Origin of the sequence: Massilia sp. WG5 (assembly GCF_001412595.2) — a bacterium.
Lineage (GTDB): Bacteria > Pseudomonadota > Gammaproteobacteria > Burkholderiales > Burkholderiaceae_D > Telluria.
In genome coordinates this window covers 387,510-408,295 of sequence record NZ_CP012640.2, presented here as the reverse complement: position 1 = coordinate 408,295, position 20,786 = coordinate 387,510, and the positions used below count along the sequence as shown (strand labels likewise).

The following is a 20,786-nucleotide window of genomic DNA, read 5'->3' as shown; positions in this document are numbered from 1 at the left end:
GGACGATGATGGACCTGTACGTCTATTACAAGGTGCGCGAGCAGGACAGCGCCGCGCTCGCGCCGCGCGTGCGCGCCATGCAGGCGGCGCTGGCGGCCAGCCACCGCGCCCCCAATCAGCTCAAGCGCCGTCCCGAGAGCAAGGACGGCATGCAGACCTGGATGGAGGTCTATCCGGGCGTGCCCGACAGCTTCGCCGACGAGCTTGCCCGGGCCGCCGCCCGGGCCGGCCTGGACGAACTGCTCGCCGGCCCGCGCCGCGCCGAAGTCTTCGTCGACCTGATTCCGGAGCCGAACCCATGTGCCTGATCGTTTTTGCCTGGCGCGTGATTCCCGGCGTGCCCGTGATCGCGTGCGCCAACCGCGACGAATTCTATGACCGTCCCGCCACCCCGGCCGGCCCCTGGCCGGAGGATCCGAACATCATCGCCGGCCGCGACCTGCAGGGCGGCGGCAGCTGGATGGGCGTGACGAAGAATGGGCCGAACGGCCCGAAGTTCGCCGCGCTCACGAATATCCGCGCGCCCGGCGAGCGGCGCAGCGACGCCCCGACCCGCGGCGCCCTGGTGGCCGACTTCCTCAAGGGCGAGCTCGACGCACCGGCCTACCTGGCGCACATCGCCGCCGGCGCCGCCGAGTACAACGGCTTCAACCTCGTGCTGGGCGACCGCGAAGGCCTGTACTGGTTCTCGAACCGCGCCGGCGACGACCCGCGCAACGGCCAGGCTTTGACCCCGGGCATCTACGGGGTCTCGAACGGCCTGCTGGACGCGCCCTGGCCGAAGGTGCTGCGCACCAAGGCGACCTTCGCCAGCCTGCTGCTGCAGGGCGCGCCGGAGGAAGCCTATTTCGAGATGCTGGCCGACACCACCCGCGCCCCCGACCTGCGCCTGCCGGACACCGGCGTGCCGATCGAGGTGGAGCGACAATTGTCGGCGGTCTGCATCGAGATCGAGGGCTATGGTACCCGGACCTCGACCGTGGTCCAGCTTTACGAGGAAGGCGAGCCGGCGCTGCACGAAAGGATCCTGCAGCCTTGCCCGGCGGCCTGAACTACGAGGCTTCCCGCTTCATGAACGGCGATTCGAACTGCTGCCGCCGCTCGACCGGCCTGGTCAGCACGCGCAGCGCGACGTCGACCGGCACGCCGATCTCGGCCAGCCGGCGCGCCGCCGCCGGCATGCCGGTGGCAGGGGTTTCATGGATCACCGCCTCGATCAGGAGGGCGGTCTTGTAGTCGGTGCGTTTTTCCATCCGGCGATGCTACCACGCCGCGCTCAGGCGGGGCGCTGCACCACGTCCAGGTAGATCCCGGGTTCTTCCGACAGGCCGCGCTTGACGTTCCGCGACAGTTCGTCGATCAGGACTTCGCTGCGGTCTTCCTCCAGCGCGGCATAGGCGCGCGCGACGACTTCCGCCGGCGCCAGCTTGGGCAGGTCGATGCCGCGCGCCAGGTCGGTGTCGACGAAGCCGACGTGCAGCCCCAGCACCTGGGTGCCCTGCTCCTTCAGCGCGATGCGCAAGCCATTGTTCACGCTCCAGGCCGCCGACTTGGTCGCCGCATAGGCCGCCAGGCCCGGCGTACTGATCCAGCTCGCCACCGACAGCACGTTCAGGAAGGCGCCGCCGCCCTGCGCCGCCAGCACCGGCGCAAAGGCCTGGCTGACGCGCAACATACCGTAGACGTTGGTGTCCATCATGCGCCGCAGCGCTTCGATGCCGTCCTCATCCAGCAGGCTGCCGGGCGTGGCGATGCCGGCATTGTTGACCACCAGCGTGATGTCGGCGCAGCGCGCGGCAGCATCCCGCACCTGGACCGGATCGTTGACGTCCAGCCGGACCGGCGTCACGCCGGGCAGCTTGACGGAATCCGGATCGCGGGCGCCGGCGTAGACCTTGCGCGCGCCGCGGGCCAGCGCCTGGCGGGCGAACTCCGCGCCGAGGCCGCGGTTGGCGCCGGTGACGAGGACGATTGCGTTATCGAGTTTCATGGCCATCCCTTTCATATGATGAGCGTCATAGTTCTGCCGCAAAAAAAAGCCGGCCTCACAGGCACGGCGTGTTCCGTCTCAGGCGCTTGCGCCCGGACGGTCGTACTGGGCAAGCAGGCTGTCCCGGCATGCCTTCAACACCTCGCCGCCGCCATCCGGGCCCAGCACCCTGGCCATCTGCAGCGCCCCGACCAGGGCGGCGGCGATGGCCCAGGCGCTGCCGGACGGCGATCCGGACGGCAAAGCGTCGTCGACCAGCGCGGCCAGGCCGCGCACGCGGCTCTTCGCGACCTCGCGCAAGGCTTCCTGGGCGCGCTGCATCTCCGAACCCACGGCGGCGACCGGACAGCCGAACTCCAGCGCTTGCATATGCGGCTCGGACAGGTACTCGCACACCAGCGCGCGCAGGGCGCTCTCGCCGGCGTCCGTGCGGACGCGCATGCGTTCGCGCACCCGCGCGTTGCTCTGGCTGCCGGCATGTTCCAGCGCTTCGGCCAGCAGCGTGTCGCGGGATGCGAAATGGGCATAAAAGCCGCCATGGGTGAGCCCGGCTTCCTTCATGACCTCGGCCACGCCGACTCCGGCGACGCCGGCGCGGCGCACCGCGCGCGCCGCGGCGTCGAGAATGCGCTCGTGCGACTGCTGGTGACGGATGGAGCGGCTCGGTGACATGGCGTTCGATTTGAATATGATGCTCATCATATTAGGCCGGATGCGCCGGAAGGTCAAGCATGGCAAAACGGGCGCACCGGGCGCCCGTTCCTTTGCTGCCCGGCTGGCGTTAACGGTCGGGATCGTTGCCCGTCGTGCCTGCCGCGGAAGTCCCGCCGGTGCCGCCCAGTCTGCCCTCGTCGGGCGTACCGGCCGCCGAGTTGCCGCCCGCGCTCCGTCCGCTGTTGCCGCCCGCGCTCCGTCCGCTGTTGCCGCCCGCGCTCCGTCCGCTGTTGTCGCTCTGCGAGGAGCCTTTCGGGAACACGTTCGCTTCCGGCGTGCTGTGGATGAAGTCGCTGTTCTGGGCGGCGCCGCTGGAGGCCTGGCGATTGCCGCCGGCCTGGTCGGCGAGGTCCTGCCTGTCTTGCTGCGCCTTGTCTTTGTTGTCAGCCATCATGTCCTCCTTCTAGTGCTTGACGATAGGACAATGCTAGCGCGCTCGCGCGCCGATCGAATAGGAAGACATCCCTTATGGCTGTAGGACGATCACGGGCTGTTTAATCGCGCCTTCAAGGCCTGGTTGATCTGCGCCGCTGCCGAATCGGCATCGGCCGGCTGGTCGCCCTTCAGGATGGCTTCCATGCGCCGGGCCACGCTGGCCAGGGCCTGCGGGTGCGAGTAGATATAGAAGCGCTCTTCGCGGATGGCCTCGAAGCTGAGGCGTGCGACCTCCGCCGCCGACACCTTGCCGCTGTCGACCGCCTGGTTGACCATGCTCTGCACGGTCTGCTGGCTGGCCGTCGGCGGCGCGTGGTTCGCGAGCTCGTGCGGGCGGTGCGCCTCGGCGTGGCCAATACCGGTCGGCACGAAGTATGGGCACAGAACCGACGTCCGGACCGGCGCGCCGGTCAGGCCCAGGTCGTAGTACAGGGTTTCGGAGAGCGACACCACCGCATGCTTGGAGACGTTGTAGATGCCCATCCCCGGCGGATTCAGCAGGCCGGCCATCGAGGCGCTGTTGACGATGTGCCCCTCGTAGGCCGAATCGCGGCGCGCGCACTCGAGCATGATCGGGACGAACACGCGCACCCCATGGATCACGCCCCACAGGTTGACGCCCAGCACCCACTCCCAGTCGGCTTCGCTGTTTTCCCAGATCAAGCCGCCCGCGGCGACGCCGGCATTGTTGAACAGCAGGTGCACGCCATGGAAGCGGATCATGGCCGCGTCGGCCAGTTCCTCGACGTGTTCGCGCTTGCTGACGTCGACGACCATCGACAGCACCTCGGCGCCGCCGGCGATCAAGGTTTCGGTCACCTGTTCAAGCGCCTTGGCGTCGATGTCGGCAAGCACCAGTTTCATGCCCAGTCCGGCCGCGCTGTTCGCGAACTCGCGGCCCAGGCCGCTCGCGGCGCCGGTGATGACGGCTACCCGTCCTGCGAACTCCTTCATGCTTTCCTCCGCGCTGAATCGGATCAGATCGCGGATCAGACAGCGGAGACGCCGCCGTCGACCGCCAGTACCTGTCCCGTGATGTGTTTGCCCGCATCGGACGCGAACAGTACGACTGCGCCCTTCAGGTCTTCGTCGTCGCCGAGCCGACCGAGCGGCGCCTGCTGCGCAAGCGTATCGGCGCCGATCGCGGCCAGTACACCCTTCGTCATCTTCGACGGGAAGAAGCCCGGGGCGATCGCGTTCACGGTGATCCCGTGCCGGCCCCATTCGCCCGCCAGGGTGCGCGTGAAGTTGATCAGCGCGGCCTTGGAGGTGTTGTACGCGATGGTCTGCATGGTGCCCGGCGGATTGCCCGCCAGGCCGGCGATCGAGGCGATGTTGACGATGCGGCCCTGGCCGCGCGGGATCATGGAGCGCTTGCCGAAGGCCTGGCACAGCAGGAAGATGCTGCGCACGTTCAGGTTCATGACCTTGTCCCAGGCCTCGAGCGGGAAGTCCTCGGCCGGCGCGCCCCAGGTCGCGCCCGCGTTGTTGACCAGGATGTCGACCTGGCCCAGGCGTTTCAAGGCTTCCTCGGCGAAGCCGGCCACCGCCGCGTCGTCGGACAGGTCGGCGGCGATGCTGGACGCCGCGATTCCGCGCGCCGACAGGTGCGCGCAGGCTTCGTCGAGCTCGGCCTGCTTGCGCGCCGAGACCAGCACGCGCGCGCCCTGCTCGCCCAGCGCCTCGGCCATCTGCAGGCCCAGGCCGCGCGAACCGCCGGTAACGACGGCGGTCTTCCCTTCGAGTGAAAACAGCTGCTGTACCGTACGCATGCGGCCGTTCCCGATCAGATCTCGTAATCCATGCACTGGCGCCCCTCGCGGATCGCGCCGATGAAGGGAATCAGGGCCTGGTGCGTCGGATGCCTGGCATAGGCTTCGAGCGCTTCCCTGTTCTCGAACTCCGAGTACAGCACCACGTCGTAGGTCGCTTCCAGGCCCGGCTGGGCCAGGGTGACCTCGAATTTGAGAATGCCGGGCACGATGTTCGCGCACTCGTCCAGGCGGCGCTTCATTTCGCGGGCGTTGGCGGCGCGCTCGGCGCCCTCGGCGTGTTCCTTCAATTTCCACATGACGATGTGCTTCAGCATGGTTTCTTCCTGGTGTGATTAGACAAGATAACAAAGAGCATAACGCGTCGGTGGCCGGATGGCGAGTATCGCAGCTTTGCCTGCCCCTTTTGCCTGGCGGCGGGGTTCGATTCGGTTTGCGCACCTTGTCGGTTAGTTGCAAATAAATGGTGACGTCTCCTGCCGGCGACCCATCCCTGGGCACGCACCGCTGCCGTTTGCATGACTACTCGGTTAGTTGCAGAATGTCGGCATGAGCCAACTTGCCGCCTGGGACCTCGATCCCGTCAAACGCTTCGCCGACTTCGTCGCCCGGCCCGACTTCGTGCTGACCTCGACCCGCCAGCGCGAGCTTGCCCCCGTGCCGGTCTCGCCCGAGTCCGCCGCCATCTACAAGTTCATGTTCGGGAAATTCGCCGCCTGGATGCTGGAAGAGCGCCTGAAGATGTCGACCGTCACGGCGCGCGACCTGCACCGCTTCGTCCAGCTGGCGCACGACGGCCACCGCGACCTGAACAGCAAGATCGCCTACCGCTACCTGCGCCTGCTGGAACGCTGCTACGACCATCTCGAGCGGATGCCGAACCCGGCCCGCGATGCCATCGTCGGCATCGACCGCGCCCAGATCACCCGCGACGCGCCGATGACGGCCCTGAACGCGGACGAGCTGGAGCGCTTCCTGGCCGCCCTGCCCGGCCAGCGCCGCAGTGACGACAGCAGCGACGAGTCGAAAGGCGGCGCCTGGAAACGCCGCCGCGACCGCGCCATGCAGGTCGTGATGGCGATGGCCGGCCTGCGCGTGGCGGAGGCGATCGGCCTGCTGGTGGACGAGATCGGCCGCCAGCCGGACGTCGAGGGCGGGCTGCCGATCGAGATCACGCCCGCGCACAAGCATCGCACCAGCCACGAGCACACGACCACGCTGCCTAAGGAAGGCGTGGCCGAGCTGCTGGCCTGGCTGAAGGAACGGGAAGCGCTGAACATTCCCGGCGAGCTGGTGTTCCCCGCGAACATGGAGGGCGAGCCCCTGCACAAGGCCACCGTCTACCGCCAGGTGAAGGCGACGTTCGAGCGCGCCGGGCTGGCGGTCTCGCGCGCCGGCGGACGCACCCTGCGCAATACCTTCGCTTCCCAGCAACTGCGCCAGGGCACCCCGCAGAGCGAGCTGACCACCGCGCTGGGCCTGGCCCTCGAGCGCTCGGCGGAGGCCTACAAATATGCCCGCGTGAACCCGGAAAACGAGGAAACCGCGGGCCCTGAAGCCGGTCCAATAGCCAAGGACGCCTGATTTCCATGCCTAGCGCATAGGGAGCGACAGGAAGGTCCCGCCGTAAGTTTCGTGTAAGTTTGAAGCAAGAATCGCGTAAGCTTCGCGGCGCAGAGTCGCAGCCGTAGCTGGCGTAAACATCGGCTATCCATTGACATAACAACTCACTACGGAGACTACAATGGCTATCACACCCGGCATGACAGCCGGCGGGAAGGCAGCGCCCACCGCCGGCGGACTCACCAGGGAAGAACGCAAGGTCATCTTTGCATCCTCCCTCGGCACCGTCTTTGAATGGTACGACTTCTACCTCTACGGCTCCCTCGCCGCCGTCATCGCCAAGCAGTTCTTCGTCGGCGACCCGACCACCACCTTCATCTTCGCCCTGATGGCCTTCGCCGCCGGCTTCCTCGTGCGTCCCTTCGGCGCACTGGTGTTCGGCCGCCTGGGCGACATGATCGGCCGGAAGTACACCTTCCTGGTCACCATCCTGATCATGGGCGGCTCGACCTTCATCGTCGGCCTCCTGCCCGGCTACGCCTCGATCGGCATCGCCGCGCCGATCATCCTGGTCTCGCTGCGCATCCTGCAGGGCCTGGCCCTGGGCGGCGAATACGGCGGCGCCGCCACCTACGTGGCCGAGCACGCGCCGGAAGGCCGCCGCGGCTTCTTCACCTCGTGGATCCAGACCACCGCCACGCTGGGCCTGTTCCTGTCGCTGCTGGTGATCCTGGGCGTGCGCACCTCGATGGACACCAAGGCCTTCGACGACTGGGGCTGGCGCATTCCGTTCCTGGTGTCGGTCCTGCTGCTCGGCGTCTCGGTGTGGATCCGGATGTCGATGGCGGAATCGCCGGCTTTCGCCAAGATGAAGGCCGAGGGCAAGACCTCGAAAGCCCCGCTGTCGGAAGCCTTCCTGACCTGGGGTAACGCCAAGATCGCCCTGCTGGCCCTGTTCGGCGTGGTGATGGGCCAGGCCGTGGTCTGGTACACCGGGCAGTTCTACGCCCTGTTCTTCCTGACCCAGACCCTCAAGATCGAGCCCGCCACCGCGAATATCCTGATCGCGATCGCGCTGGCTCTCGCCACGCCCTTCTTCGTGTTCTTCGGTTCCCTGTCCGACCGCATCGGCCGCAAGGGCATCATCATGGCCGGCTGCCTGATCGCGGCCCTGACCTACTTCCCGATCTTCAAGGGCCTGACCAGCTACGGCAACCCGGCCCTGGCCGCCGCGCTGCAAAGCGCGCCGGTGGTGGTGGTGGCCGACCCGGCCGACTGCCACTTCCAGTTCAAGGCGACCGGCACCGAGAAGTTCCCCTCGTCCTGCGACATCGCGACCGCCCAGCTGACCGCCGCCTCGGTCAGCTACACGCGCCAGAATGCGCCGGCCGGCACCGTCGCCAGCGTCCACATCGGCGACAAGGTCTACCCGTCCTTCAACGCCACCATGACCGCGGACGGCCGCGACTTCGACGCCGCCAGCAAGGCCAAGGACGCGGCACTGAAGAAAGACCTGGGCGCCGCCGTGAAGGCCGCCGGCTACCCGGCCAAGGCCGACCCTGCCGCCATCAACAAGCCGATGGTGGTGCTGCTGCTGTTCGTGCTGGTGCTGTACGTGACCATGGTCTACGGCCCGGTGGCGGCGATGCTGGTCGAGATGTTCCCGACCCGCATCCGCTACACCTCGATGTCCCTGCCCTACCACATCGGCAACGGCTGGTTCGGCGGCTTCCTGCCGACCTTCTCGTTCGCGCTGGTGGCGGCCAAGGGCGACATCTACTATGGCCTGTGGTACCCGATCGTCATCGCCGCCATCACCTTCGTGATCGGCATGCTGTTCGTGCGCGAGACCAAGAACAACGATATCTACGCGGCCGACTGATGGCGTAGCAGCGTTGCAGGAGGGCGGGCACTGCGGTGCCCGCCTTTTTTATTGCCCGACCACCTGCGCCGCCCTGCTCCACGCCCGCATGCGCGTCGCCGCCCACGCCGTCAGCAGCGCTCCCACCACCAGCACCAGCCGCGTATCGACCAGGGTCAACACGGCGCCGGCCGCCGCCATCAGGATGTTGGCCAGGCAGAAAGTCGTCGACAGCAGGCCCATCACCGCGCCCTGGCCGTGGCCGCCGAAGCGGTCCGCCGCCCAGACCTGGATCAGCGCATTGTAGAAGGCGTGCGGCAGGCCGAACAGCATGATGCCGGCCAGGCCGATCCACAGCTGGCCGGTGCCCAGCGAGGCGATCGCCAGCGCCACCGCGGCTGCCAGGAAGGCCGCGCGGCGCATCGGCTCGACCCGGCTCTGGCGCCCCGCGAACAGGGCCGTGAAGGTCATCAGCCCGCACATGCCGACGTTGACCAGCGAGATCGCGCGGGTATCGTAGTGGCCGACCTCGACCAGCCACAGCGGATAGAACTCGTAGAAGGCGGTGACGCCGCAAGTATACGCCAGCTGCACGCCGAACAGGCTGCGCAGGCCCTCGTGGCGCAGCAGGTTGAAGGCATGCCGTTCGCGCGCCACGCTCCACATCGCCGACCAGCCCGGACCGTCCACGCGCGGCTGGCGTTCCAGTGCGATCGCGACCAGCGCCGCGCCCAGCAGCAGCGCCACGGCGGCGATGTGGAAGGGCACCGTCAGGCCCCAGCCCACCGTGAAGCCGGCCAGCAGCGGCCCGACCAGCCAGCCCAGGTGCAGCGCACCGTTCAGCCAGGACAGCGCGTGGTTGCGGATCGGCCCCTGCAGGCGCTCGGCCAGCATCGCACGCACGATCGCGCTCTGTCCCTCGAGCAGGCCGGTGCCGAAGCGCGCCAGCAGGAACAGCGGATAGGAGCGCACCGCCAGCGCCCAGGCGCTAAGAAAGTGGCCGAGGGCGGCGCCGACGGTGGTGAACAGCAGCAGCGGCCGGCGGCCGTAGCGGTCCGACAGCGATCCGAGCACCGAGGTGCCGATCAGCAGGCCGACCGGGTTGACCATCAGGGCGCAAGCGAACAGCAGCTTGGGCGGCAGGCCGAGGAAGTTGGTGAAGCCGTCCGCGGCCCCGTTCACGAACAGCGGCGGCAGTATCGGGTAAGGCAGCGAAGCGCCGGTCGTCGACAGCAGGCCGAGCAGGCAGGCGGTCGCGATCAGGAGGGCATTTTTCACGTCGGGCTCGGTATTCTCAGGGATACCGAGCCTAACATATCGGGCCTAGCTATTGAACCCGCGTCCTTCCGCCGCCAGGCGCTGCAGCAGGGGCGCCGGCTGCCACGCCTCGCCGTGGTAGCCGCGCGCATACTGCTCGATCGCCGCCAGCACCGTCGGCAGGCCCACCGTATCGGCGTAGAACATCGGGCCGCCGCGGTAGAGCGGGAAGCCGTAGCCGCTCAGGTAGACCATGTCGATGTCGGAAGCGCGCAGCGCGATGCCCTCTTCCAGGATCTTCGCGCCCTCGTTCACCAGGGCGTAGACAAGGCGTTCGACGATCTCCCGGTCGGAAATTTCCCTGCGCTCGATGCCCAGCTCTTTCGAATGCCGGACGATCATGTCGTCCACCGGCTGGGACGGATGCGGGCTGCGGTCGCCGGCCTGGTAGTCGTACCAGCCGGCCCCGGTCTTCTGGCCGAAGCGGCCCTGCTCGCACAGCAGGTCGGCGGTCTTCGAGTAGGCCACCCCGGGCATCTCGACCGCGCGGCGCTTGCGGATATACCAGCCGATGTCGTTCCCGGCCAGGTCGCCCATCCGGAACGGTCCCATGGCGAAGCCGAAGTCTTCGATGGCCCGGTCGACCTGCCGGGGCAGCGCGCCTTCGTCCAGCAGGAAGCCGGCCTGGCAGATGTACTGCTCGACCATGCGGTTGCCGATGAAGCCGTCGCACACGCCGCTCACCACCCCGGTCTTCTTGAGCTTCTTCGACAGCGCCAGCGCGGTCGCCAGCACGTCCTTGCCGGTCCGGGCGCCGCGCACGATCTCGAGCAGCTTCATTACGTTGGCCGGGCTGAAGAAGTGCAGGCCGATCACGTCCTGCGGACGCTGCGTGAAGCCGGCGATCCGGTCCAGGTCCAGGGTCGAGGTGTTCGAAGCCAGGATCGCGCCCGGCTTCATGACCGCGTCGAGCTGGCGGAACACGCTCTCCTTCACCTTCAAGTCTTCGAATACCGCTTCGATCACGATGTCGGCCTGGGCGATGTCCTCGTAGGCCAGCGTGCCCTTCACCAGCGCCATGCGCTGCTCGCACTTGTCAGGCGTCAGCTTGCCCTTCCTGACGGTGTTCTCGTAGTTCCTGCGGATCGTCGCCAAACCCTTGTCCAGCGCCTCCTGCTGCATCTCGAGGATGGTGACCGGGATGCCGGCGTTCGCGAAGTTCATCGCAATGCCGCCGCCCATGGTGCCGGCGCCGACCACGGCCGCCGAGCGGATCTCGCGGACCGGCGTGTCGGCCGGCACATCGGGGATCTTGCCGGCGGCCCGTTCGGCGAAGAAGGCGTGGCGCAGGGCCTTCGATTCCACGGTCTGGGTCAAGTGGATGAAGCGCTCGCGCTCGAACTTGCAGCCCTCCTCGAACGGCAGCTTGACGGCGGCGGCGATGGTCTCGACGCATTCGAGCGGCGCCGGGAAGGCGCCGGCGGCGGCTTTCACCCTGGCGCGTGCGGCGTCCAGGAAGCCCTGTGCGTCCGCGTGTTCCACTGTGCGGTCGCGGACCCGGGGCAGCGGCCGCGCGTCGGCGACCTTGTCGGCGAAGGCGACGGCGGCGGCGACCAGCTCGGTCCCGGCCGGGAACACTTCGTCGAACAGGCTGCCCGCCAGCTTCTCGGACGGCACCGGATTGCCCGATACGATCATGTCCAGCGCGGCTTCCAGGCCCAGCACGCGCGGCAGGCGCTGCGTGCCGCCGGCGCCCGGCAGCAGGCCGAGCTTCACTTCGGGCAGCGCGATCTGGGCGCCCGGCACGGCCACGCGGTAGTGGCAGCCCAGCGCCAGCTCCAGGCCGCCGCCCATGCAGACGCTGTGGACCGCGGCGACCACCGGCTTGGCCAGTCCCTCCGCGGTGCGGATCAGGGTGTGCAGGGTCGGTTCGGTCAGGGCTTTCGGCGAATTGAACTCGCGAATGTCGGCGCCGCCCGAGAAGGCCTTGCCGGCGCCGGTGATGACGACCGCCTTGACCCCGGGGTCGGCTTCGGCGCGCTGCAGCGCCTCGACGGCGGCGCTGCGCGTGGCCAGGCCGAGGCCGTTGACCGGCGGGTTGTTCAGCGTGATGACGGCGACATGGTTCTGGACCTGGTAATCGGCGCTCATGGGTCTCCCTTTGTATAGGTATCGGTATGTTGAAACGTCAACCCATACTATAAGCGATAAAAGTACGGTCGTGTTATTTTGCCGGGGCGTCCGCATACAGCCTGAGCCGCACGCCGTCCGGCTCCGGGTCCAGCAGCCGCTCGAAGCGCAGGCCGAGCTTGTCGAGCACGCGGATGGACCCGGCATTGTCCGGATGCGCCATGCCGACGATGCGCCTGAAGCCGTGCACGCGCCGGCCATGTTCCATCAGCACCCCGGCGGATTCGGACGCATAGCCCTTGCCCCAGCAGTCCGGCAGGAAGCGGTAGCCGATGTCGACCTCGTGCAGGTCCTCCAGGTATTTCAGACCGCTGAAGCCGATCAGCCGTCCGCTGGCCTTTTCGATGACGGCCATGCGTCCGTAGCCGTGCACGGCGTAGTCGCGCAGGGGCCGGGTGCGCAGGACCTCGCGCGCCTCGTCGACGGAGGCGACCGGCGTGTCGCCGGTGTAGCGGACGATCTCCGGCAGCGTGATCAGGGGCAGCCAGGCTTCGGCGTCGTCGAGGGTGAAGGGGCGCAGGATGAGTCGTTGGGTTTCCATGATTCGGTCTCAGGGTTCGGCAATGTGGATCTTCGCCTTCACATGCTTCAGGCTCGCCACGATGGTAAAGGTCATGATGACCAGCAGCGACCACGAACTCCACTTGCTGATGTGGACCGCCGACCAGGCGCCCAGCTGGTTCGGGTAGCGCCACACGCCCCAGAAGGTGCCGATGTTCTCGGCCATCCAGATGAAGAAGCCGGTCAGGACGAAACCCAGCATCAGCGGCATGCGGCGGTCGCGGTCCAGGGGGCGGAACACCACCGTGGTGCGCGAGTACAGCCCGAGGGCGCAGGCGGCCAGGTACCAGCGGTAGTCGCCGATGTAGTGGTGGGTGAAGAAGTTCAGGTAGATCAGGACCGCGATCGCGGTCGCCATCCAGTACGGCGGATGGTGGCGCACGCGCAGGTCGAGCAGGCGCCAGGCCTGCACGATGTAGCTGCCGATCGCCGCGTACATGAAGCCGGAGAACAGCGGCACGCCGAATACCTTGGTGTAGCCGAAATCCGGGTAGCTCCAGGACTGGATGCCGCCGGAGACCTTGAAGGCTTCCAGCGCGAAACCGACCGCGTGGAACAGGCAGACCGCCTTCAGCTCGTCCCAGGTCTCCAGCTTCATCCGCACCATCCACAGCTGGATCGCGACCGCCGCCGCCAGCAGCAGGTCGTAGCGCGGGACCCCGAACAGGCCGGCGCGCGGCATCAGGAAGATGGCGGCGAAGAACAGGCCCACGAACAGGCAGGCGCGCGCTTCCTTGATGCCGAACCAGATGAACTCGGCGACGCCGCGCCGCAGGCCGGCCAGGCGCCGCGGGCGGTCGTCCATCAGGAAGCTGTCGATGACTGAGAACATGGGGCGGGTGGCTGGGTGGAAGTTCAGGCCGCGGCCCGGCGGGCGCGATCCCGGTAATGCGCCGGCGACTCGCCGACCAGCTTGCGGAAGTCGGCGCTGAAATGGGCCTGGTCGAAGTAGCCGAGATCCTGGGCCAGCGCCGCCAGGTCGGGCTGTTCGCCGTTCGCCAGGCGGTCGGCGGCTTCGTGCAGGCGAAAGCGCCGGATCGCCCACTTGGGGCTGACCCCGACGTAGTCGCTGAACAGCAGCTGGAGGCTGCGCACGCTCATCCCCGCTTCGGCCGCGAGCCGCTCGACCTGGGTCAGGCCGGGCGTGTTCTCCACCGTGCGCAGGATGGCGGCGATGCGTTCCACCTGCGGATCGGGCGCCGGCAGCCGCGGCGCCAGCAGGGCGCCGGCCGCGGCGACCATGGCCGCATCGTCGGCGCTGTCGAGCACCGCGCACATGGCCGCCGCCTCGTCCCAGGGGAAGACGTCGGACAGCGCCAGCACCCGGTCGGCAATCGAATGCACCGGCCGCCCGAGGATGGCGCGGAAGGCCCCGGGCCGGAAGCGCAGGCCGCAGACCTTGCCCGCGCCTTTCAGTTCATAGTCGAAGGCGCCGGTGGGCACGCCCCAGATGCCGCTGCGCGCGCGGTCGAACACGAGATGCACGCAGGGGTAAGGCAGGGTGCGCTGCACGTAGGGCGGCCGCTCGGCCAGGTCCCATTCGACGACCCACACATGATCGAGAAAAGCGGCGAGTCCGGGCGCCGGCAGGTAGCGTTCCATGCGGAACATGCTGCGCGCCTGGGCTGGCGCGACCACGCCTTTCGGGCGTTCCTGGACGGTGGCGGGTTGGCTCATCGGGTTGGATGGACGTCGGCATCATGGCTGGGATCGTTGACCACGATTCTAGCATTCGTGTTTTTACAAGACGCCAACTTTTTGCGGCCCTATCCTGACCATCCCCACCACGCACGAGGTCCTCATGCACCCCACCATCACCCTCTTCCACGCCCCGCACTCCCGTTCCGGCGCCGTCCGCATCCTGCTCGAGGAGCTGGGCGCGCCCTACGAACTGGAGGCGGTGAACCTGAAAGCCGGAGAAACGCGCACGCCGCGCTTCCTGGCGCTCAACCCGATGGGCAAGGTGCCCGCGGTACTGTTCCGCCAGGAGGCGGGCGACACCCTGGTGGCCGAGCAGGCCGCGATCATGATCTGGCTGGCCGACCTGTTTCCGCAACAAGGCCTTGCCCCGGCCATCGACGACCCGCTGCGCGGCCCCTGGCTGCGCTGGATGGTCTTCCACGGCGCCTGTTTCGAGCCGGCCGTGATCGACCTGGCGATGAAGCGCGAGCCCGCACCGCCGTCGATGAGCCCCTACGGCGACTACGACACCATGCTGGCCACCCTCGCGCGCCAGCTGCGCGCCGGCCCCTGGCTGCTGGGCGAGCGCTTCTCCGCCGCCGACATCCTGTGGGGCTACGCCCTGGCCTGGACCACCGCATTCAAGCTGGTGCCCGAGCTGCCCGAGCTGACGGACTATATCGCGCGCCTGCGCGCCCGGCCGGCCTGGCGGCGCGTGACCGCCCTGGATGCGGAACTGGCGGCGGCGCAGGCGGCCTGAGAGGCCCACATCCGGGCGCTTGGTCAATCCGGCGGGAATGGCGCACAATACGCGGCGCGGGCAAGGGCCCGCACCGAACCGCCCACCAATTCCGACCGATGTTCAAACAGCTGAAAAAACTATTCACCCCGCGCACCGGCGCGGACAAGGACGAGCTGCTCGTCAACGCTTATTCGACCCTGACGACGGTCGCGGCCCCGTCCTTCGCGCATCGCATGGAGGGACGCTGCGACGAGTCCGATCCCGAGATGCGCCGCCAGCTCGACGGCCTGCTGCATTACCTGCAGTCGCTGGGCGACGGACAGATGACCAGTATCCGCTACCACGCCATGCGCCATATCCAGCGCACCCGGCACCAGTTCAGTTTCGCCATCTCGCGCCAGCACACGGCCGCCCTCACGGAATGGGCGCTGCAGGCGAATGCCCTGCTGCTCCTGCCGGATGGCCAGTTGCGCGATCCGCATTGGAAGGTGCTGGTCTCGAGCACGGACGGCGGCGCGGACAGCGAGGCCGCCGTACCCTTCCCCGCCGAGGCCCGGCAGCGCAAGGCCGCGACCGAGGCCACGCTGGCGGCCCGCGGTCTGCATCCGGCGGCCACGCTGCCGCCGCTGCTGGCCATGGCGGAACTGCGCCTGCGCTCGGCGGCCGAGGTCGGAAGCCGGGCCGTGGCCCTGCTGGCCGTGGCGCTCCGGGCCGAATCGCTGGCGGCCAGCAAGCCGGTGCCGGTGGCGGAACTCGAGCAGAAACTGCCCGGCGTGCGGCAGGCCCTCAGTCCGCAGGAAACCGCCTTCCTGCAGAACGAGCAGCCCTCCGAGGCCGAGCTCACCCAATTTTCATGGCGCTACGAGAGCCTGCTGACCCTGGAGTGGGCGCTGGGCCTGGCCGACCTGCCCTGGCCGGACGGGCCCTGCGATGCGGCGACGACTTCGCGAACCCTGCTGGAACGCGCCGAGGAAGCGGTCGGCGCCAAGGCGCTCCTGCGCCCCGGCGCCGAGATCCTGGACGCCCTCGACCTGCACTACCGCCTGCACTGGCTGGTGCGGCAGTCGCGCATCGACGGCCAGGCGCTGCCGGCGGGCCTCGACGCCGGCGTCGTCGCGGAGCGCCACCATGCCCTCAACTGGCTCACCCGCTTCGAGAACGCCGACTGGGACGACACCGACACGCCGACCTGAATTGCGGCCTCATAAGAGGCCTCATAAGCGCGGCTTCATTCCCGGCCTCATGCGCCGGGCAGGCGGTAGTCGCCGTACTGCTCGCGCAGCTTGTTCTTCTGGATCTTGCCGGTGCCGCCGATCGGCAGCGCGTCCACGAACACGACATCGTCCGGCATCCAGAACTTCGCGATCTTCCCTTCGAAGAAGGCGAGCAGTTCTTCGCGCGTGAGTTCCGCCCCCGGCTTGCGCACGACCAGCAGCAAGGGCCGCTCGTCCCATTTCGGGTGCCGCACGCCGATGCAGGCCGCCTGCATGACGGCCGGGTGGCCCATCGCGATGTTCTCCAGGTCGATCGAGCCGATCCACTCGCCGCCGGACTTGATCACGTCCTTGCTGCGGTCGGTGATCTGCATGAAGCCGTCCGGATCGATGGTGGCCACGTCGCCGGTCGGGAACCAGCCGTCCTGCAGGACCTCGCCACCCTCCTGTCGGAAGTAACTGGCGATGATCCAGGGCCCCTTCACGAGCAGGTGGCCGGAGCTGTGGCCGTCCCAGGGCAGTTCGCGCCCCTCGTCGTCGACGATCTTCATGTCGACGCCGTAGATCGCGTGGCCCTGTTTTTGCAGGATCTTGCGCTGTTCCTCCTTCGGCAGGTCGCGGTGCTTGGCCAGCAGGCCGCCGGTGGTGCCGAGCGGCGACATCTCCGTCATGCCCCAGCCGTGGATGACCTGCACGCCGAAGCGGTCGATCAGGGTGTCCATCATCGCCGGCGGGCACGCCGAGCCGCCGATCACGGTGCGGCGGAAGGTCGAGAACCCGAGCCCGTTCTGCAGCGCGTAATTGATCAGGCCCAGCCAGACCGTCGGCACCCCGGCCGAGAAGCTCACGCCTTCCTGCTCGAACAGCTCGTACAGCGACTTGCCATCGAGCCGGGCGCCCGGGAACACCATCTTCGCGCCCGACAGCAGCACCGAATAAGGCAGGCCCCAGGCGTTCACATGGAACATCGGCACCACCGGCAGCACGGTGTCGCCGGCGGACACGTTCAGGACGTTCGGCAGCGCCGAGGCATAGGCATGCAGCACGGTCGAGCGGTGCGAGTACAGCGCGCCCTTCGGATTGCCGGTGGTGCCCGAGGTGTAGCACAGCGAAGCGGCGGCGTTCTCGTCGAACAGCGGCCAGGCGTAATCGGCGTCGGCCGCCTCGATCAGCTCTTCGTAGCACAGCAGGTTCGCGACCGGCGATCCGGCCGGCATGTACGCGCGGTCGCTCATCAGCACGAAGGCCTTGACGGTCGGGCAATGCGGCGCGATCGCCTCCACCAGCGGCAGGAAGCTCAGGTCGAAGAACAGCAGCTGGTCTTCGGCGTGGTTGACGATCCAGGCGATCTGCTCGGGATGCAGGCGCGGATTGATGGTATGCAGGACCGCGCCCGAACCCGACACCGCGTAATACAGCTCCAGGTGGCGGTAGCCGTTCCAGGCCAGGGTGCCGACCCGCTCGCCCATCGCCACGCCGCGCCCTTCGAGCGCGCGCGCGAGCCGGCGCGCGCGCAGTTCGCAGTCGCGGTAGGTGTAGCGGTGCAGCTCCGGCAGGTCGGGCTCGACGCGCCGCGACACGATTTCGGTACTGCCATAATGGCGGGCGGCAAACTGGATGATGCTCGAGATCGAGAGCGGCTGGCTCATCATCTGTCCTGTCAGCGGGCTTTGAAGCGGGCTTTGCTGGAACGAAGTCATCGGGTCTCCTGGTGGCCTTTGCGGCTGAGTTTGGAACGGTCGTGCGGAAAGCGTCAACGACTTTCGATGCTGCGACGCACCAGGCGCATGGCCGCGCACAAGCGTGCCCATACAATAGCGCGGACTGGGTTAAAATCCCGGCAACTTGAAAGGAACCGCCATTACCGCTGACGATCTGCCCTTCGACAATTCCTTCGCGGAATTGCCCCCCGCGTTCTACACGCGCCTGATGCCGACGCCGCTGCCTGCGCCGTATTTTGTTGCGGCCAGCGGCAAGGCGGCCGCATTGGCTGGACTCGACGCTGCGGCGCTGAGCCAGGAAGATATCGTCGCCGTCTTCAGCGGCAACCAGGTCCCGCCGCGCGCGAAACCGCTGTCCGCCGTGTATTCGGGCCACCAGTTCGGCCACTGGGCCGGACAGCTCGGCGACGGCCGCGCCATCCTGCTGGGCGAGTTGCGCGGCCCCGAGGGACCGATGGAGCTGCAACTGAAGGGCGCCGGCATGACGCCCTACTCGCGCATGGGCGACGGCCGCGCCGTGCTGCGCTCGTCGATCCGCGAATTCCTGTGCTCCGAGGCGATGGCCGCGCTCGGCATCCCGACCACGCGCGCCCTGATGCTCACCGGCTCACACCAGCAGGTGGTGCGCGAAACGCTCGAGACCGCCGCCGTGGTGACCCGGATGGCGCCTTCCTTCGTCCGCTTCGGCTCCTTCGAACACTGGCATTACCGCGGCAAGCAGGAAGAGCTGCGCACCCTGGCCGACTACGTGATCCGCGAGTTCTATCCGGAACTGCAGGGCGCCGCCAATCCCTACCTGGAACTGCTGGCCGAGGTCACGCGCCGCACCGCGCGCATGATCGCGCACTGGCAGGCGGTCGGCTTCATGCACGGCGTGATGAACACGGACAACATGTCCATCCTCGGCCTCACCCTCGACTACGGTCCCTTCGGCTTCATGGAAGCCTTCGACGTCGACCACATCTGCAACCACACCGACCAGGGCGGCCGCTATTCGTATTCGAACCAGGTGCCGGTCGGCCACTGGAACTGCTATGCGCTGGCGAACGCCCTCCTGCCCCTCATCGGGGACAAGGAAGCGGCCGAGGCCGCGCTGGACGGCTATGTCGATGCCTACGGCGACAAGTTCGACGAACTCGTGCACGCCAAGCTGGGCCTGGCCACTACGCAGGAGGAGGCCATGCGGGTGGCCGACCGCGAACTGTTCGACACCATGTTCAAGCTGATGCATGAGAACCATGTCGACTTCACGCAGTTCTTCCGCAGGCTGGGCGGGCTGCGGGTCGAGGTGCTCGATGCCGACCGTGAGGAAGCCGATGCGCCGCTGCGCGATCTCTTCCTCGACCGGCCTGCCTTCGACGCCTGGGCGGTGGACTACCGCGCCCGCCTGCGCCGCGAAGGCAGCGTCGATGCCGTCCGCCGCGACGCCATGGCGCGGGTCAATCCAAAGTACGTCCTGCGCAACTATCTGGCCCAGACCGCAATCGAAAAGGCGCAGAATGGCGATTTCGGCGAAGTGCGCAAGCTCCTTGCCGTGCTCGAGCATCCCTTCGACGAACAGCCGGAAAACGAGGCCTACGCGGCCCTGCCCCCGGACTGGGCCTCGCATCTCGAAGTGAGCTGTTCCTCCTGATTCAACTGAACGATAAACATCATGACCGAAAAAGTGACCAAGACCGACGCCGAATGGCGCGCCCAGCTCGACCCGATGGAATACCAGGTGACCCGCCACGCGGCCACCGAACGCGCCTTCACCGGCAAGTTCTGGGACCATCACGAGCACGGCATCTACCACTGCGTGTGCTGCGACACGCCGCTGTTCGAGTCCGACGCCAAGTTCGAGTCCGGCTGCGGCTGGCCCAGCTACTTCCGCGCCATCGACCCGGACAATGTGATCGAGAAGGTCGACCGCACCCATGGCATGGTGCGCACCGAGATCATCTGCGCCGTCTGCGATGCGCACCTGGGCCACGTCTTCGAAGACGGCCCGCCGCCGACCGGCTTGCGCTATTGCATCAATTCCGCCGCACTGCGCTTCGAACCGGCATAATCACGGCTTTCACGCTCCCGAGTTCTCCAGACAAGCACACATGAAATTCCTGTTCGACTTCTTTCCGGTCATTCTTTTCTTCGCCGTCTACAAGTTCGCGGACGGCCACCAGGAGGCCGCCCACGCCTTCGCCGTCCAGTACATGGGCGGCCTGATCGCCGGCGGCAACGTCACCCCGGCCCAGTCGCCGATCATGCTCGCCACCGCGGTCGGCATCGTCGCCACCGTGCTGCAGATCCTCTACCTGCTGGCGCGCGGGCGCAAGGTCGACGGCATGCTGTGGCTGTCCCTGGGCGTGATCGCCGTGACCGGCGGCGCAACCATCTACTTCCACGACGAGAACTTCATCAAGTGGAAGCCGACCATCCTGTACTGGGCCTTCGCGCTGGCCCTGTTCGTCGCCCAGTTCGGTTTCCGGAAGAACCTGGTGCGCAAGGCCATGGAAGCGCAGATCAGGCTGCCCGAGCCGGTCTGGGCCAAGGTCGGCTACGCGTGGATGAGCTTCTTCGCCCTGGTCGGCGTGCTGAACCTGGTCATGGCCTTCATCGTCTTCAAGGGGAATACCGGCGCCTGGGTCAGCTTCAAGCTGTTCGGCGTGACGGGCATCTTCTTTGCCTTCATCGTCATCCAGACCCTGATGCTGTCGAAACACATCCAGGAACAGGAGGACGCATGAGCACCGTTGATACGAACACCCGCGTCGAACGCATCCGCTCCCTGCTGCAGGCCGCGCTGGCGCCCTCGCAGCTCGAGGTCGGCGACGATTCCCACCTGCACGCCGGACATGCCGGCGCGGCCTCCGGCGGTGGGCATTACAGTGTGAAAATCGTGTCGGATCGCTTCGAAGGCCTGAGGCTCGTCATGCGTCATCGGCTGGTGTATGATGCCGTGCAAGGCATGATGCATACCGACATCCACGCACTGGCGATCAACGCCATTGCCCCGTCGGAATTGTCGCGATAGCGCAGCCTTCAGGAAGTCTTAAGTAATCTGTTCGAAAATCTGCTACGTACTACAAAAACTAATCCAATCTCGT

General features: G+C 67.5%; 23 protein-coding genes. 10 read left to right on the top strand and 13 right to left on the bottom strand.

The window, feature by feature from the left end; translation table 11 throughout:
* The first annotated feature begins 5 nt into the window (after nt 1-5).
* Nucleotides 6-308 carry a DUF4936 family protein gene (locus tag AM586_RS01800; protein WP_052233947.1) on the top strand — a complete coding sequence of 101 codons (303 nt, stop codon included), beginning with the start codon at nt 6-8 and terminating at the stop codon, nt 306-308.
* Nucleotides 299-1,051, top strand: coding sequence for an NRDE family protein (locus tag AM586_RS01795; protein WP_047825102.1), 753 nt, complete (start codon nt 299-301; stop codon nt 1,049-1,051). Before AM586_RS01800 ends, AM586_RS01795 begins: the two co-directional genes overlap by 10 nt.
* A gap of 1 nt (nt 1,052) precedes the next feature.
* Here the strand turns inward: AM586_RS01795 and AM586_RS01790 are convergent, their stop codons facing one another.
* The 7 genes from AM586_RS01790 to AM586_RS01760 all read right to left on the bottom strand — a co-directional run bounded on the left by AM586_RS01790 (nt 1,053) and on the right by AM586_RS01760 (nt 5,228).
* Nucleotides 1,053-1,253: a hypothetical protein gene (locus AM586_RS01790; RefSeq protein ID WP_047825101.1), complete on the bottom strand. Its 201-nt coding sequence runs from the start codon at nt 1,251-1,253 to the stop codon at nt 1,053-1,055.
* 23 nt (nt 1,254-1,276) lie between these two features.
* Nucleotides 1,277-1,990: an SDR family oxidoreductase gene (locus tag AM586_RS01785; RefSeq protein WP_047825374.1), complete on the bottom strand. Its 714-nt coding sequence runs from the start codon at nt 1,988-1,990 to the stop codon at nt 1,277-1,279.
* Nucleotides 1,991-2,068: 78 nt separating this feature from the next.
* The gene (locus AM586_RS01780) at nt 2,069-2,662 is read right to left on the bottom strand and encodes a TetR/AcrR family transcriptional regulator (protein ID WP_047825373.1); all 594 of its coding nucleotides are present in this window, start codon (nt 2,660-2,662) and stop codon (nt 2,069-2,071) included.
* A gap of 109 nt (nt 2,663-2,771) precedes the next feature.
* Nucleotides 2,772-3,095 carry a hypothetical protein gene (locus AM586_RS01775; protein WP_156328208.1) on the bottom strand — a complete coding sequence of 108 codons (324 nt, stop codon included), beginning with the start codon at nt 3,093-3,095 and terminating at the stop codon, nt 2,772-2,774.
* A 92-nt stretch (nt 3,096-3,187) separates the two neighbouring features.
* On the bottom strand, nt 3,188-4,093 hold the full coding sequence (locus AM586_RS01770; protein WP_047825099.1) for an SDR family oxidoreductase: 906 nt from the start codon (nt 4,091-4,093) through the stop codon (nt 3,188-3,190).
* Between the two features lie 35 nt (nt 4,094-4,128).
* On the bottom strand, nt 4,129-4,911 hold the full coding sequence (locus AM586_RS01765; RefSeq protein WP_047825098.1) for an SDR family oxidoreductase: 783 nt from the start codon (nt 4,909-4,911) through the stop codon (nt 4,129-4,131).
* Nucleotides 4,912-4,925: 14 nt separating this feature from the next.
* Nucleotides 4,926-5,228 carry a Dabb family protein gene (locus tag AM586_RS01760; RefSeq protein ID WP_047825097.1) on the bottom strand — a complete coding sequence of 101 codons (303 nt, stop codon included), beginning with the start codon at nt 5,226-5,228 and terminating at the stop codon, nt 4,926-4,928.
* A 232-nt stretch (nt 5,229-5,460) separates the two neighbouring features.
* Here AM586_RS01760 and AM586_RS01755 point away from each other — a divergent pair, with 232 nt between their 5' ends.
* Nucleotides 5,461-6,495, top strand: coding sequence for a site-specific integrase (locus AM586_RS01755; protein WP_047825096.1), 1,035 nt, complete (start codon nt 5,461-5,463; stop codon nt 6,493-6,495).
* Nucleotides 6,496-6,655: 160 nt separating this feature from the next.
* A complete protein-coding gene (locus tag AM586_RS01750) occupies nt 6,656-8,356 on the top strand; it encodes an MFS transporter (RefSeq protein WP_047825095.1) in 1,701 nt (566 codons plus the stop codon).
* Between the two features lie 48 nt (nt 8,357-8,404).
* Here AM586_RS01750 and AM586_RS01745 read toward each other — a convergent pair whose 3' ends face one another.
* From AM586_RS01745 to AM586_RS01725, 5 genes are all read right to left on the bottom strand, one after another.
* Nucleotides 8,405-9,613, bottom strand: coding sequence for an MFS transporter (locus AM586_RS01745; protein WP_047825094.1), 1,209 nt, complete (start codon nt 9,611-9,613; stop codon nt 8,405-8,407).
* 45 nt (nt 9,614-9,658) lie between these two features.
* Nucleotides 9,659-11,743, bottom strand: coding sequence for a 3-hydroxyacyl-CoA dehydrogenase NAD-binding domain-containing protein (locus AM586_RS01740; protein WP_047825093.1), 2,085 nt, complete (start codon nt 11,741-11,743; stop codon nt 9,659-9,661).
* Between the two features lie 73 nt (nt 11,744-11,816).
* Entirely contained in the window at nt 11,817-12,323 is a 507-nt protein-coding gene (locus AM586_RS01735) for a GNAT family N-acetyltransferase (protein WP_047825092.1), read from the bottom strand.
* A gap of 9 nt (nt 12,324-12,332) precedes the next feature.
* The gene (locus AM586_RS01730) at nt 12,333-13,175 is read right to left on the bottom strand and encodes a DUF817 domain-containing protein (RefSeq protein WP_047825091.1); all 843 of its coding nucleotides are present in this window, start codon (nt 13,173-13,175) and stop codon (nt 12,333-12,335) included.
* 23 nt (nt 13,176-13,198) lie between these two features.
* Nucleotides 13,199-14,020: a helix-turn-helix domain-containing protein gene (locus AM586_RS01725; RefSeq protein ID WP_047825090.1), complete on the bottom strand. Its 822-nt coding sequence runs from the start codon at nt 14,018-14,020 to the stop codon at nt 13,199-13,201.
* 124 nt (nt 14,021-14,144) lie between these two features.
* Here AM586_RS01725 and AM586_RS01720 point away from each other — a divergent pair, with 124 nt between their 5' ends.
* The gene (locus AM586_RS01720; RefSeq protein WP_047825089.1) at nt 14,145-14,783 is read left to right on the top strand and encodes a glutathione S-transferase family protein; all 639 of its coding nucleotides are present in this window, start codon (nt 14,145-14,147) and stop codon (nt 14,781-14,783) included.
* Between the two features lie 98 nt (nt 14,784-14,881).
* Nucleotides 14,882-15,958, top strand: coding sequence for a DUF4272 domain-containing protein (locus AM586_RS01715; protein ID WP_047825088.1), 1,077 nt, complete (start codon nt 14,882-14,884; stop codon nt 15,956-15,958).
* Nucleotides 15,959-16,005: 47 nt separating this feature from the next.
* On the opposite strand, the gene AM586_RS01710 is transcribed toward AM586_RS01715, so the two are convergent.
* Entirely contained in the window at nt 16,006-17,679 is a 1,674-nt protein-coding gene (locus AM586_RS01710; protein ID WP_047825087.1) for a 3-(methylthio)propionyl-CoA ligase, read from the bottom strand.
* Nucleotides 17,680-17,824: 145 nt separating this feature from the next.
* On the opposite strand from AM586_RS01710, the gene AM586_RS01705 reads away from it, so the two are divergent.
* The 4 genes from AM586_RS01705 to AM586_RS01690 are packed head-to-tail and all read left to right on the top strand — an operon-like array spanning nt 17,825 to nt 20,713.
* Nucleotides 17,825-19,333, top strand: a complete 1,509-nt coding sequence (locus AM586_RS01705; RefSeq protein WP_047825086.1) for a YdiU family protein — start codon at nt 17,825-17,827, stop codon at nt 19,331-19,333.
* Between the two features lie 21 nt (nt 19,334-19,354).
* Entirely contained in the window at nt 19,355-19,750 is a 396-nt protein-coding gene (gene msrB, locus AM586_RS01700; protein ID WP_047825085.1) for a peptide-methionine (R)-S-oxide reductase MsrB, read from the top strand.
* Between the two features lie 40 nt (nt 19,751-19,790).
* Nucleotides 19,791-20,426, top strand: coding sequence for a septation protein A (locus tag AM586_RS01695; RefSeq protein WP_047825084.1), 636 nt, complete (start codon nt 19,791-19,793; stop codon nt 20,424-20,426).
* Complete coding sequence (locus AM586_RS01690) at nt 20,423-20,713, top strand: BolA family transcriptional regulator (RefSeq protein WP_047825083.1); 291 nt, start codon at nt 20,423-20,425, stop codon at nt 20,711-20,713. The genes AM586_RS01695 and AM586_RS01690 overlap by 4 nt, the downstream gene beginning before the upstream one ends.
* The last annotated feature ends 73 nt before the right edge of the window (nt 20,714-20,786 follow it).